The organism is Janibacter melonis (assembly GCF_020567375.1).
In the GTDB taxonomy this organism is placed as follows: domain Bacteria; phylum Actinomycetota; class Actinomycetes; order Actinomycetales; family Dermatophilaceae; genus Marihabitans; species Marihabitans melonis.
Map to the genome: position 1 here is coordinate 927,934 of NZ_JAJBZM010000002.1, position 12,733 is coordinate 940,666.

Sequence of the window (12,733 nt, forward strand, 5' to 3'; positions counted from 1 at the left end):
ATGAGCGCGCTGGCGGCGGTCGTCCCGGCCAAGGACGAGGCGGAGCGCATCGGCGCCACCGTCGCCGCGCTGCGCGCCCTGCCCGAGGTCGAGCTCGTCGTCGTCGTCGACGACGGCTCGAGCGACGACACCGCGGCGGCCGCCGCCGACGCCGGCGCGCTCGTCGTGCGCCACCCGACCAACCTCGGCAAGGCCGCGGCGATGACGACCGGCGCCGCCCGGGTCGCCGAGGAGGAGACGCGTCGGGGCGGCCCACCCTGGGTGCTGCTCTTCGCCGATGCCGACCTCGAGGGGTCGGCCGCGCACCTCGGCCCGCTCGCCGAGCCGGTCCTCGCCGGGGTCGCCGACCTCGCCGTCGCCAACATCCCGCGGGCCGCGAGCTCTCAGGGCGGGGGACGGGTCGTGCGCCTGGCCCGCGGGCAGATCGAGACGATGACCGGACGGCGGGTCGAGCAGCCGCTCAACGGCATGCGCGTGATGACGCGTGAGGCCTTCGGCTGGGCGAGCCCCCTCGCCGCCGGGTGGGGCGTCGAGGCCGCGATGCTCGTCGACGTCCTGCGCGCCGGGGGCCGGGTCGTCGAGGTGCCCGTGCCGCTCACCCACCGGGCGACCGGGACCGACCTCGCCGGTCAGGTGCACCGCGCCCGTCAGATGCGCGACGTCTCGCGAGCCCTGCTCGAGCGGCGCTTCCGTGGCGGCTGACGCACCCGACGCGCTGCCGACCGGTCCTCACCGAGCCGGGCGCGACCCCCTTCGCCTCAGTCTGCTCGCTGGCTCGCTCCTGTGCCTGCTCCTCGTCGGCCTCGCCCACCCCTCGGTCGCCGCCCCGCCGCTCGGCCCGGCGGGCTGGGTGCCGCACCTGCCCGACCTGCCGCTGGGTGGGTGGGTCGTCGTCGCGCTGCAGGTCGCGGGCTACGCGCTCGGCGCGGCCGCGCTGCTGCGCGGCCTGCGGGTCCCCTCCCGGCTCGACATCCCCTGGGCCGCCTGGGCGATCGTCGGCAGCCTCGTCCTGCTCACCGTGCCCTACGGCACCGCCGACCACACGAACTACGCCGCCTACGGGCACATCCTCGTCGAGGGGGGCGACCCGTGGGTGACGACCCCGCAGGACTTCGGGCCGGACCGGATCACCTCTGCCGTGCAGCCGCCGTGGGAGGACACCCCGAGCGTCTACGGGCCGGTCGCGACCGGGCTCATGGGGCTGTCGGCCCTCGTCGGCGGTGAGCTGCCGCGCCAGGTCGTCTGGGTGTGGCAGGTCCTCGTCGTCGCCGCCTGGCTGCTCGGCCGCGCGCTGCTCCTGCGGCTCACCGGCGACCGCGAGAGCGTCGACACGTGGTGGACCGGCAACGTCCTCGTCCTCGGCGCGGGGGTGCTCGGCGCGCACGTCGACCTCCTCGCGACGACCGCGCTCGTCGGGGCGCTGCTCGCGACCCGCGTCCGGGGGGTGCCCGGTGCCCTCCTCGCGGGGGCGCTCGCCGGCGTCGCGGCCTCGACGAAGATCACCGCCGGCGTCGTCGTGCTCGTCCTCGCCTGGCTCTACCTCCGCCGAGATATGGAGATCAGCTCTGCGGAGAAGCTCCGGGCAGCGGATCCCCATACCTCGGCGAAGGGGGTGAGGGCCGTGGCGAAGGGGGTGGGGGGCTCGGCGAAGGGGGCGGCGGCGCGGGTCGTCGCGGTCGTCCTCGCCGGCCTGGCGGTCGCCGTGCCCCTCCACCTGTGGGCGGGGCCCAACGTCTTCGGGCAGCTGCTCACCGCGAGCGACGGGGTGAGCTACGCGAGCCCGTGGCGCGCCGTCTACACGGTCCTCGACCTCGGTGTCGCCGAGCCGAGCGCGCGGGCCTGGGCCGCTCGGGCGTCGGCCGTGCTGTGCGTCGTGCTCGCCGTCGTCCTGTGGCGCCGGCTGCCCGGCACGGACAGCGGTCCCCAACGGCTGCTCGTCGTGCTCGTCACGGCCTACGCGCTCGGCGCGGCCTACGTGCTGCCCTGGTACGCCCTGCCGATGTGGGCGGCCCTCGCGTGGTGGGTCGCCGACGGCGGGCGGGCCCCGCGGCTGCTCACGGCCCTCGTCGTGCAGGGCGCGGTCGTCGCGATCGGCTACGTGCCGGGGCGGGTGCGCATCCCCGAGGACATGGCGACCGTGACACTCGCGTGGCGGATGGTCGTCGTGCCGCTCGTCACGGCGATCGTGTGGCTGCTCGTCCTGCGGCCGGCTCGGCGGCCAGGGCGAGGACGACGAGGCTCGGCACGAGGATGATCGAGGCGACGGCCGGGATCCCCGTGCCCGAGTCGTTGAGCAGGAAGCCGGCGGTGAGCGCGACGACGAGCGCGACGAGGCCCGGGCGCAGGGCCGGGTGCTCCTCGAGCGGGCCGGCGAGCGGACGCGCGAGACGGCTGCCCGGACGGGCGAGCGCCCAGATGACGAGGACGAGGCCGACCGGCACGAGCAGGGCCGCGCGCTCGGGGCCGAGGAGCATCTCGAGATTCATCACGAGCTTGCGCTCGACGACCTCCCACGCGTCACCGGTGAGCACGCGCCCGAAGAAGCGTCCGAGGTGGCTGCGCTCGTCCTCGGGCCGCAGGTAGTCCAGGCCCGCGACGGCGAGGAAGCCGCCGACCGTCACGACACCGATGAGCAGCAGGCGCAGCAGCGTGACGCGGGCGCCGGAGACGGCGAGGACGAGGTAGCCGACCGCGGGCACGACCGCGAGGGTGCCGCCGCCGTCGGCCCCGACGAAGGGGGCCGCCACGAGGACGAGCAGGACGAGCCCGAGCACGGCGGCCAGGGCGGTCGCGGCCCGGCGTCGGCCGGCGCGCAGGAGCGGGTCGAGCAGCGCGGTCACCGCGAGCAGGGCGCCCGTGACGAAGAGGGCGAAGGGGACGTTGCCGAAGCCGTAGAAGCGGCCGCCGTCCCAGGGGTGGAGGCCGAGGACGCCGAGGAGGATCGACGCGCCGTCGCGCAGCAGGAGGTCGGCGGTGAGCAGGAGCGCGGTGACGCCGCCGACGACGCCGACGGCGGTGAGGCCACGGCGGGTGCTGCCGGCCGTGACCGCGAGGGCCAGGGCGGTGAGCAGGCCGGCGCCCAGCGCCGTCCAGCCGGCGAGGGCGAGGACGGGGTGGTCGCCCGACCACCACGGGGCGAGCGTCGCCGCGTAGGTCGCGGCCGGCACGCTCGCGAGGACGAGGGCGGCGGTGCGCAGGACGTGCACGAGCGGGCGGCGGGCCGGGCGGCGACGCAGCAGCGTCCAGGCCAGGGCGCCGAGGACGCTCGCCACGACGACGACGGCGGCCAGGCCGCGGAAGAAGGGCGGGATGCTCGCGTCGGCCACCTCGAGCTGGCCGGCGACGTCGGCCTGGTCTGCGAGGCGCTCGGCGGCACCGCCGCGGTCGTCGCGGACGAGGGAGAGGGGGCGACCTGCGAGCGGGGCGACGGGCTCGGCGCCGACGCGCTCGAGGAGGTCGGCGGTGAGGTCGGGCAGCTGGACGACGCCGGTGCGCCGGGTGGTGGGCGAGCTGAGCGCGCCGGGCTCGACGCCCGCCGCGCTGCGGGGGTCGCCGCCGCCGGAGTAGACGAGGGCCCGCAGCGCGGGCCCGGTGCCCGAGTCGCCGAGACCGGCGACGACGACGAGGGTCTCCTCGGGCAGGCCCGAGACCGCCTCCTGCACCGCCTTGTCGACGTCGCGCACCTGGGCCTGCCGCGCCGCGTCGCGCTCGCCGTCGACCTGGCCGACGTCGACGAGACGCACCGCGCACCCGCCGGAGCCGTCACCGACCTCGCCGCGGCCGTCCGCCGCGGCGATGCTCGCGCCCGCCCCGCCGGAGGCCTCCACGCACGTGCCCGCGGCGCGCAGCGAGTCCGCGAGGACGCCGAGGGTGGCGTCGGTCTTGCGCTCGCGGACGAGGTCGACGGCGTCGCCCCAGCCCTCGACCGCGCCCGTGCCGGTCAGCCCCACCTCGGGGCAGACGGGCGCGGCCTCCGGGTCGGTGAGGTCCGGGCTGCCCGGGCGGGGGAAGGCCACCCGGCCGCCGGCGCCGAGGCTGAGCCAGCCGTCGACGCCGCACGTCTGCAGGTACCCGCCACGCACGACGAGGTCGGCGGTGGCCCCCTTCGTCGCGAGCGACCACAGGGTCGGCGTCTCCTGCGGCGAGAGGTCGCGCAGGCTCAGCCCCGGGGCGCCGAGGACGACGACCGCCGGCTGGTTCGGGTCGGGGGCCGTGAGCGCCGTGGTACCCGTCGCCGATGCCGCCGGGACCGCGCCGAGGACAGCGGCGCACGCGGCGACGAGGGCGAGGAGGAGTCGGGTCACCGGGCCATTGTGGCGGGCCGAGCCTGGACGTCCTCTGAGGCCACGGGCGGCAGGAGAGCACCCACCCACGTCTGCGACCATGACCCGGTGACCCGACGGACCCCGACGACGACCCACTGGGTGCTCGCGGCTCTCGTCTTCGTCGCGCTCGCCGCCTGGCCGATCACGAAGTTCATGTTCCTCTTCCCGCAGGACCAGTGGCAGGTCGACATCCAGGTCTACCGCGAGGCGGGCATCTCCGTGCTCCAGGGCCGGCCGATCTACGAGCAGATGACCGACCCGCCGCAGCTGCTGCCCTTCACCTACCCGCCGGTCGCGGCGCTGCTCTCGGTACCGCTGGCCTTCGTCCCCTTCGCCGTCGCCGCCTGGTCGTGGACGATCCTGCAGCTCGCCGCCGACCTCGCCATCGCGTGGGTCGCCTGGTACCACCTGCGCGACCGGGCCGGGGCGTGGGCGCCGGTGCTCGTCGCCGCGGTGGCCGGGGCCTTCTTGTGGACCCAGCCGGTCGGCGACGGCATCCGCTTCGCGCAGATCAACGCCTTCCTCGTCCTCGCGATCCTGCTCGACCTCAAGCGGCCCAGGACGCGCCTGCTGCGCGCGGTCCCGCCCGGGGTGCTCGTCGGGCTCGCCATGGCGATCAAGCTGACGCCCGGCGTCTTCGTCATCCACTACCTCGTGTGCCGCCGCTGGCGCGAGGCCGCGACCGCGATCATCACCGCGACGCTCGTCTCCGTCGGGGCATGGATGATCCTGCCGCCGGCCTCCTTCGCCTTCTGGGGCGGGGCGCTGTCCGACCCCACGCGGCTCGGCCCCAACGACGGCTCGGCCAACCAGGCCTTCCGGGCGCTGCTGCTGCGCCGCGGCCTCGACGGCAGCGAGCTGCTCCTCGCCTGGGCGCCGTACCTCCTCGTCGTCGGCGTCGTCGTCTTCTGGCTTGGCCGTCGCGCCTACCAGCAGGGCGACTGGCTCATGGAGGCCGCGGTCATCGGGCTCGCAGGCTTCCTGCTCTCGCCGGTCTCGTGGGTGCACCACCTGCACTGGCTCATGGTGATCGTGCCGGCGATCCTCGGCGCCGCGGCCTGGCGCGACCGCCCGCGCGTCGTCGCGGCCGCGATCCCCTTCGCGTGGTTCGTGTGCACGATGCCCTTCTGGGGCGTGCTGTGGAAGCGGGAGGGGCGCGAGCCGGCCGTCGTCGGCGACGTCCTCGTCGAGGGCAACGTCATCGGCTCGCTCGTGATCCTCGGGCTCCTCGCCTGGGCGATCCACCGCACCGACGCCCTCGAGCCCCGCTCGCAGTCCGCGACGCCCGGTCGTCGCGGGCCCGCGACGACCGGGGCTCGCGGACCACGAGCGGGCGTCGGCGCAGACCGGGCCGAGGGCTAGGGTCGCAGCCGTGCTCCTCTCCGTCGTCGCGCTCGTCGTCGCGGTCCTCGCCGTGCTGCTCGCGCTCGGCCTGGCCCGTCAGCTCGGCGTCCTGCGCCGACGCCTCGCCAACGTCGAGCGCAGCTCCCCGATCGGCGACGCCGACGCCCGTCGTCTGCGCGCCGAGGTCGACGCCGCGCTGAGCCGGGTCGCGGTCGTGCGCTACGACGCCTTCGGCGACATGGGCGGGCGGCTCTCCTTCTCCGCCGCGCTCCTCGACGGGCAGGGCGACGGCCTCGTCCTCACCTCGATCCACGGCCGCGGCGAGTCGCGGACCTACGCGAAGGGGGTCACCGGCGGCGAGTCCGAGACGACCCTCACCCCCGAGGAGCGCCAGGCCGTCGCCGCTGCGCGGGCCGGGTCGCCGACCGCCTGAGCGGCGCCGTCGTCCACCGTCATGCCGAGGAGCGGGACCGCGTGGCCGCCGCCGGCGCCTCTGGGCGAGACTGGCGCTGACCGGCAGGACCGCTAGGAGGACACGTGACGCGCTTCGGCTACCTCGGGCCCGAGGGCACCTTCACCCAGATGGCGCTGCTGTCGTGGCGACCCGCGACGAGCGCCGAGCACGTCCCCTTCGGGTCCGTCGACGCCGCCCTCACCGCGGTGCGCGAGCGCGAGATCGACGCGGCCGTCGTGCCCATCGAGAACTCCGTCGAAGGGGGAGTGAGCGCCACCCTCGACGCGCTCGCCTCGGGTGCGCCGCTGAGCGTCACCGGCGAGGTCCTCGTGCCGATCACCTTCGTCATCGCCGCCCGTGAGGGCGTCGAGCTCGCCGACGTGCGCGCCATCGGCACGCACTCGCACGCGTGGGCTCAGGTGCGCGGGTGGGCCCAGCAGCACGCCCCCGAGGCGGGCTACGTCGCGACCCTGTCGACCGCGTCGGCCGCCGCCGACCTCGCGGCGGGGGGCGCCCCCTTCGACGCCGCCGTGTGCGCCCCCGTGGCCGCTCACAACCACGGCCTGCAGGTGCTCGCCCACGACATCGGCGACCTGTCCTCGGCGGTGACGCGCTTCGTCGTCGTCTCGCGTCCCGAGTGGCTGCCGACGCCGACCGGCTTCGACAAGACGACGGTCGTGCTCTACCAGCGCAGCGACCGCGCGGGTGGTCTGCTCGAGCTGCTCGAGCAGCTCGCCGCCCGCGGGATCAACATGACCCGGCTCGAGTCGCGCCCGACGAAGGAGTCGATGGGGTCGTACTGCTTCTCCATCGACCTCGAGGGGCACGTCGCGGACGCCCGTGTCGGCGAGGCGCTCATGAGCCTGCACCGCGTGTGCGCCGAGGTCCGCTTCGTCGGCTCCTACCCGGCGGCGAACGGCCAGGCGGTCTCCGTCGACCCGCTGACCTCCGACACCGCCTTCGCCGAGGCGTCGAGCTGGCTGGAGTCGCTGCGCCACCCCGGTCGGTGAGGCGGGCCTGGGCGCTCGTCGCCCTCGTGGCGGCAGGGCTCGCGGTGCTCACGCTGCTCGCGGCGGCGGCCGCCGACCTGCTCGACGGGCACCCAGCCGCCCGGGTGGTCCTCGTGCTCGCCAACGCCGGGTCGGTGTGGGCCGGTCAGGCGGTGCTCGCCGGCTGGCTCGTGCGGCGCCCGTGGGCTGCCGCCCTGGCGGGCCCGCTCGTCGGGCTGCTCTCGCTGGTGACCTACTACGTGCTCGGGGCGCTCACGGGGCTCACCCCGTGGTCCGGCCTCGCCGACAACCTCGGGTGGCTCGTCGCCGCGGCGCTCGCCGGGGTGCCGCTCGGGCTCGTCGGCGCGCTCGCCCGGCGCCGTGACGGCCTCGGCGCGCTCGCCCGGCTCGTCGTGCCCGCCGGGGTGGTCCTCGAGCCGCTCGCGCGGGGGTGGCTCGGCCACGGTGAGCTCGGGGGCGGGCCCCGCGGCGTGGCAGGCCTGGTGCTGGTCGTCGCCGGTCTCGCCGGCGGCGCCCTCGTGGTTCGAAGAAGGATCGTCACCTCGAGGTGACGATCCTTCTTCGACCGGACCTGCGCCGGACGGCGGGGGATCGGCGACGATGACGCCATGACCGCTGCCCACCGCCCGCTCGACGGCGTCCGTGTCGTCTCCCTCGCCGTCAACCTCCCCGGCCCGCTCGCCGCTGCCCGGCTGACCTCGATGGGCGCCGCGGTGACGAAGGTCGAGCCCCCGACGGGCGACCCCCTCGGCCTCGTCGCGCCCACCTGGTACACCGAGCTCGTCGGTGGCCAGGAGGTCGTCCGGCTCGACCTCAAGGACCCTGCTGACCGGGCGGCCCTCGAGGACCGGCTCGCCGGTGTCGACGTCCTGCTCACCTCGATGCGCCCCTCGGCGCTGGAGCGGCTCGGCCTGCCCGAGAGCGTCGAGCGCCACGGCCTGCTCCTCGTCGAGGTCGTCGGCTACGACGGGGACCGCGCCGAGGAGGCCGGGCACGACCTCACCTACCAGGCCTCGCGCGGCATGGTCGCGCCGCCCACGATGCCCCTCGTGCCGATGGTCGACGTGCTGGGCTCCGAGCGAGCGGTGTCGGCGACGCTCGCCGGGCTGCGGGTGCGCGCGAGCCTCGGCGGGGCCGTGCGCGAGCGGGTCGTGCTCGACGAGGTCGCCGACGCCGCCGCGGCCTCGCTGCGCCACGGGCTCACCGGCCCGGGCGCCGTCCTCGGCGGCGCGCTGCCGGGGTACGCGATCTACGCGACCTCGGACGGGCACGTCGCGGTGGGGGCGATCGAGCCCCACTTCGCCGCCCGTCTCGCCGAGCACGTCGGCTCGACGAGGGCGGAGCTCGAGACGGCCTTCGCGTCGCGGCCGAGCGCCCACTGGGAGCAGCTCGGCCGCGAGCACGACGTACCGGTCGTCGTCGTGCGCGACCCTGGCTCGGCCTAGAGCGTCGCGAGCCGCACGTTCGGGATGTCGCTGTAGTGCCGGCGCACGCTCACCTTGCGCTCGAGGTCCTCGATGACCCGCGGCACGAAGTCGATGCCGTAGAGCTGCTCGCACGAGCCGAAGCCCCCGGGGCTGAAGACGTTGACCTCCATGAGCTTGTCGCCGACGATGTCGAGCCCGACGAGCGTCATGCCGTCGGCGATGAGCTTGGGCCGCACGGCCTCGACCATCTCGAGCATGTCGTCGGTGATCTTCACCTTCTGCGCCTTGCCGCCGGTCGACATGTTCGAGCGCAGGTCGTCGCTCTGGCTCACCCGACGGAAGGCAGCGACCTGTCCGTCGACCTCGAGCGGACGGCCGTTCATGACGAACATCCGGATGTCGCCGTCCTTGGCCTCGGGCAGGTACTCCTGGGTGACGACGTAGCCGTCGCGCGAGATCGCCTCGATGATCTGGCTGAGGTTCGGCGACTCCTTGCTGTTGACGAGGAAGACCCCGCTGCCGCCGGAGCCCTGCAGCGGCTTGAGCACCGCGCGCCCCCCGAGGTCGGCGACGAACTGCTCGATCATCTCCTCGTCGCGGCAGATGAGGGTGCGCGGTCGCACGATCTCGGGGAAGTGCTGGAAGTAGGCCTTGCTCAGCGCGTTGGCCAGCGACGTCGGGTCGTTGACGACGAGCACGCCGGCGGCGGCGAAGAGCTGCCCGAAGGCGACGCCCGCGTTGCCGGCCCACGGGTTCTCCTCCGCGTCGTCGGCGGGGTCGAAGCGCAGCATGACGACGTCGAACTCGTCGACCCGCAGGCGCTGCTCGACGTCGGGCTTCTGCACGTCGGCGAGGTAGCGCTCGAGCGACTTGTAGCTCTTGGAGGACGCGGTGCGCGCCCGCGCGGACAGCGAGCCGTCCGCCTCGTAGGCGAAGTCCCCGATCCCCATGTGGTACGCCTCGTGGCCCATCCGGTGGGCGGTCATCGCGAGGCGGGTCGTCGTGTAGACGGACTTCTCGGTCGCGACGTCGTTGACGACGAAGCCGATCTTCATGGGGTCTCCTTCGACGGGGGGTCGGTCGGGTCCGCGGACGGGGGTGGGCCCGCGGGCGTGCAGATGGCGGCGACGTCGTCGGCCTGGTCGGCGGCGTCGGTCAGACGGTCCGCGGCGGCGGGGTCGGCGAGCCACCGCGGCATGATGCGCGGCGGCCCGAGGACGCCGTCCTCGGCCAGTGAGCGCACGAGCGGCAGGTCGTCGAGCGAGAACTTGCCGAGCCACAGGTGCTCGAGCGACCCGCCGTCGCGCAGGTGCGCGAGCAGGTCGACGAGACCGCGCAGGTAGATCGCGTCCTTCGTCAGCCCGCCGCAGCGGTAGGCACGCATCGTCGTCGTGAAGGCGCTGGCCTCCGGGAAGCCCTCGTCGACGAGCCCGCGCCAGGCGTCGACGAAGCTCGCGCCGCTGCTCATCCGGTGCACGGTGACGACGCGGGCGGCGAGCTGGCGCAGCCGGAAGGGGGTGAGCCCGCCGCAGCCGATCTCGGCGAGCACGGCCAGCCCCTCCTGGGTCTCGTCATACCCGGCGAGACCGGTGCCGAGCACCTGGACCGGCTGCGCCGAGCCGTTGACCTGGGTGACGAGGTGCGTGCCCACCTCGTGCTGGATGAGCGCGTCGGCGCGGGCGCGCTGCACCGCCGAGTCCGGGTCGACGAGCAGGGTGTTGCCGCTCACCATGATCCCGTTGACCTCGTCACGGATCTCGGCGTGCATGTCGACCTCGGGGTCGAGCTGCGCGTAGTGGTCGATCTCGGCCTGGGCGAGCTCGAGGAACTCCTGCGCGGTGAGGGACTCCCCCTTCGCCTCGGGCCGCGGGACGGCCTCGAGGACGTGCTCGGCCTGGGCACGAAGGGAGGGCGAGGCCGACCCGTAGAGCTCGGTGCTCAGGGCGCGGAAGTCCTCGCTGTCACGGGCCCGCAGCATGTCGAGCTGGAGCCCCAGCTCGCGCTGCTTGGCGCGCAGCAGGGTCGCCAGGGTCGGGTCCTCGACGGAGGAGACGACGACGTTGTCGACGACCTGGCGCAGCACCTCGGGGTCGGCCTCGAGCTCGCGGTAGACGAAGACCGGGTCGTGCACGCGACCGGCGACGAAGTCGGCCTTGATCTCGTCGGAGTTCACCGGGGTGATGTCGAGCAGGAAGCGCATCGAGCCCGACATCTGCGCCAGGGCGTGGTCGACGGCGAGGTCGGCGACCGAGACCCGGCGCAGCGCGGGCGCGTCCTCGCTCACAGCTCGGTGCCCCGCCCGGTGATCCGGTCGAGCGCGGCGAGCACCGGCTCGTAGGTGTCGGCGAGCGCCGCGGCGATGCGGCTCACGGCCTCGTCGTCGGGCTGGCCGCTCCACTCGTCCATGTAGGTCTTCTTCATCTCGATGGCCAGGACGATGCCGGTGTCGGGGTAGCGCGAGTGGACCCACTGGGCCAGGCCGCGGCCGACGAACTTGACGTTCTCGCGCACGTCGCGCTGCTCGCGCGGGCCGTGGATGGTCGTCCACGACGTCGAGAAGGAGTCGATGAAGGCGTCGACGACCCGCCCCCAGCGCTCGCGGTCCAGCGAGCCGGTCCCGACGTTGACCTCGGGGTTGTCGTCGGGGTCGGCCGGCGGTGCGCCGGAGCCGTCCCGGCGGTGGTTGTAGGAGTGCACGTCGTAGACGACGAAGGGGCCGCGGGCGGAGATCTCGTCGAGGTGGGTGGCCAGGGTGGAGTAGAAGTCGTCGTAGACCTCGAGCGAGCGCTGCGCGATCGCGTCGTCGAGCGGGTGCTCGCGCCAGACCTCGAGGCCCCAGCAGTCGTCCGGCTCACGGTAGACGGCCTCCTCGCGCACGCGGTTGAGGTCGACCTCGAAGCGGGAGCGGTGGGCGACGACCCGCGCGGGCAGGTGGGCGATGAAGCGGTCCGTGCACGGGTCCTCCTCGCGCAGACGCACCTCCTCGTCGAGGACCATCTCCTGCGCGACCTCGGGCCGCAGGTCGTGCCCGGCGTGGACCGCCGTCGCGACGAGCTGACCACCGAGGTCACCGAGGACGCTGAAGGCGGGCGTGTGCTCTGCCTGATCCGTCATGCCCCTGGTCTACCGGACATGGCCCGCTCAGCCCGCGTCGTCGTCCAGTCAATCCGAGCCGGTTCGAGGCGTCAGTCGCGAAGACGCAGGACTCGCCGCCCGAAGGCTGCCGTCTCGGCGAGGCACTCGCGGGCCTCGGGCGAGGCGGTGTCGTTCTGGAAGGCGTGCCACATGCCCTCCCACAGCGCGAGCTCGACGTCGCCGCCGCTCGCGCGCAGGCTGCGCTGCAGCCGCACCGCGTCGGAGAGGAAGAGGTCCCGCGTGCCGGACGTGAGCAGCGTCGGCGGCACGGGCGGCTCGCCCCACACCTGGTGCACCGGCGAGACGAAGGGGTCGTCGGCGCCGGTCCGCCCGCGGTAGGCGCGCGCGAAGCGCTCCTGCTGGCCCGACCACCGCACGTAGGCGTCGCGCCCCTCGTTGCCGCTGTAGGAGTCGCCGTGACCGGCGAGATCGGCGAAGGGGGTCGCGGCGAGCACCCCGACCGGTTGCGGGCTGCCGGCGGCGCGCAGCCGGGCCAGGACGCCGAGGGCGAGGTTGGCCCCGGCGGACAGCCCGGCGAGCAGGACCCGCGGGCCCCACTGCGCGACGTGGGCCTCGTAGGCGGCGACGCACGCGTCGAGCCCGGCGGGGAAGGGGTGCTCCGGGGCGAGCGGGTACTCGACGGAGACGACGGGCACCTCGAGGTCGTGCGCGAGCTGCACCGCCGAGCCGTCGAGCGCCGAGCCCCAGCAGAAGCCCCCGCCGTGGACCCAGAAGACCCACGGCTCGTCCTCACCGGCGTCCCGGGCCCGCTCCGGGCCGGCTGGGGTCATGACGAGCGAGCGGACAGTGGAGCCCCCGCTCGGCACGGCGACCTGCGAGGCGGTGACGTCGACCCCGAGCCGACGCGCGATCGCCGTCACCGCCTCCTGGCGCTCGCGGGCGCCGCGGCGGCGCAGCACGGCGGTGACGCGCGGGGTGAGCGGCCACCGGTGCGGGGTGCTGTCGGCGCGGTGCGCCACCTCGGCGGCCTCCGGCGAGATCGTCATCGGCAGCGGCAGGTCGCGGCGGCGCAGCATG

At 75.0% G+C, this 12,733-nt stretch carries 12 protein-coding genes; 7 read left to right on the plus strand and 5 right to left on the minus strand.

Annotation, left to right across the window (positions count from 1 at the left end; genetic code table 11):
- Both LIV55_RS10655 and LIV55_RS10660 read left to right on the plus strand, forming a co-directional pair.
- Complete coding sequence (locus LIV55_RS10655; protein ID WP_123092629.1) at window positions 1-702, plus strand: glycosyltransferase; 702 nt, start codon at window positions 1-3, stop codon at window positions 700-702.
- A complete protein-coding gene (locus LIV55_RS10660) occupies window positions 692-2,254 on the plus strand; it encodes an MptA/MptB family glycosyltransferase (protein WP_229300166.1) in 1,563 nt (520 codons plus the stop codon). The genes LIV55_RS10655 and LIV55_RS10660 overlap by 11 nt, the downstream gene beginning before the upstream one ends.
- On the opposite strand, the gene LIV55_RS10665 is transcribed toward LIV55_RS10660, so the two are convergent.
- Entirely contained in the window at window positions 2,175-4,304 is a 2,130-nt protein-coding gene (locus tag LIV55_RS10665; protein ID WP_229300167.1) for a hypothetical protein, read from the minus strand. The two genes, LIV55_RS10660 and LIV55_RS10665, sit on opposite strands and share 80 nt — an antisense overlap.
- Window positions 4,305-4,391: 87 nt before the next feature.
- Between LIV55_RS10665 and LIV55_RS10670 the strand changes: the two genes are divergently transcribed.
- The 5 genes from LIV55_RS10670 to LIV55_RS10690 all read left to right on the plus strand — a co-directional run bounded on the left by LIV55_RS10670 (window position 4,392) and on the right by LIV55_RS10690 (window position 8,578).
- Window positions 4,392-5,687, plus strand: coding sequence for a glycosyltransferase 87 family protein (locus LIV55_RS10670; protein ID WP_229300168.1), 1,296 nt, complete (start codon window positions 4,392-4,394; stop codon window positions 5,685-5,687).
- A gap of 10 nt (window positions 5,688-5,697) precedes the next feature.
- Window positions 5,698-6,102 (plus strand): DUF4446 family protein, encoded by a 405-nt coding sequence (locus tag LIV55_RS10675; protein WP_229300169.1) that lies wholly within the window; start codon window positions 5,698-5,700, stop codon window positions 6,100-6,102.
- A gap of 104 nt (window positions 6,103-6,206) precedes the next feature.
- Window positions 6,207-7,133 (plus strand): prephenate dehydratase, encoded by a 927-nt coding sequence (gene pheA / locus LIV55_RS10680; RefSeq protein WP_123092625.1) that lies wholly within the window; start codon window positions 6,207-6,209, stop codon window positions 7,131-7,133.
- Window positions 7,130-7,684, plus strand: a complete 555-nt coding sequence (locus LIV55_RS10685; protein ID WP_229300170.1) for a DUF6518 family protein — start codon at window positions 7,130-7,132, stop codon at window positions 7,682-7,684. The genes pheA and LIV55_RS10685 overlap by 4 nt, the downstream gene beginning before the upstream one ends.
- A 57-nt stretch (window positions 7,685-7,741) precedes the next feature.
- Window positions 7,742-8,578 (plus strand): CoA transferase, encoded by an 837-nt coding sequence (locus tag LIV55_RS10690; RefSeq protein ID WP_229300171.1) that lies wholly within the window; start codon window positions 7,742-7,744, stop codon window positions 8,576-8,578.
- Here the strand turns inward: LIV55_RS10690 and LIV55_RS10695 are convergent.
- From LIV55_RS10695 to LIV55_RS10710, 4 genes are all read right to left on the minus strand, one after another.
- Window positions 8,575-9,615 (minus strand): glutathione synthetase, encoded by a 1,041-nt coding sequence (locus tag LIV55_RS10695; RefSeq protein ID WP_068271498.1) that lies wholly within the window; start codon window positions 9,613-9,615, stop codon window positions 8,575-8,577. The two genes, LIV55_RS10690 and LIV55_RS10695, sit on opposite strands and share 4 nt — an antisense overlap.
- Window positions 9,612-10,844 (minus strand): peptidase MATCAP family protein, encoded by a 1,233-nt coding sequence (locus LIV55_RS10700; RefSeq protein WP_229300172.1) that lies wholly within the window; start codon window positions 10,842-10,844, stop codon window positions 9,612-9,614. Before LIV55_RS10700 ends, LIV55_RS10695 begins: the two co-directional genes overlap by 4 nt.
- Complete coding sequence (locus LIV55_RS10705) at window positions 10,841-11,674, minus strand: N-formylglutamate amidohydrolase (RefSeq protein WP_123092622.1); 834 nt, start codon at window positions 11,672-11,674, stop codon at window positions 10,841-10,843. Before LIV55_RS10705 ends, LIV55_RS10700 begins: the two co-directional genes overlap by 4 nt.
- A gap of 71 nt (window positions 11,675-11,745) precedes the next feature.
- Window positions 11,746-12,732: an alpha/beta hydrolase gene (locus tag LIV55_RS10710; protein WP_229300375.1), complete on the minus strand. Its 987-nt coding sequence runs from the start codon at window positions 12,730-12,732 to the stop codon at window positions 11,746-11,748.
- Window position 12,733: the final 1 nt, after the last annotated feature.

Excerpts from the sequence above, each read along its gene's own strand:
- LIV55_RS10655 (WP_123092629.1), top strand. The coding sequence starts at position 1 with ATGAGCGCGCTGGCGGCGGTCGTCCCGGCCAAGGACGAGGCGGAGCGC.
- LIV55_RS10690 (WP_229300171.1), top strand. The coding sequence starts at position 7,742 with ATGACCGCTGCCCACCGCCCGCTCGACGGCGTCCGTGTCGTCTCCCTC.
- LIV55_RS10695 (WP_068271498.1), bottom strand. The coding sequence starts at position 9,615 with ATGAAGATCGGCTTCGTCGTCAACGACGTCGCGACCGAGAAGTCCGTC.
- LIV55_RS10705 (WP_123092622.1), bottom strand. The coding sequence starts at position 11,674 with ATGACGGATCAGGCAGAGCACACGCCCGCCTTCAGCGTCCTCGGTGAC.
- LIV55_RS10710 (WP_229300375.1), bottom strand. The coding sequence starts at position 12,732 with ATGCTGCGCCGCCGCGACCTGCCGCTGCCGATGACGATCTCGCCGGAG.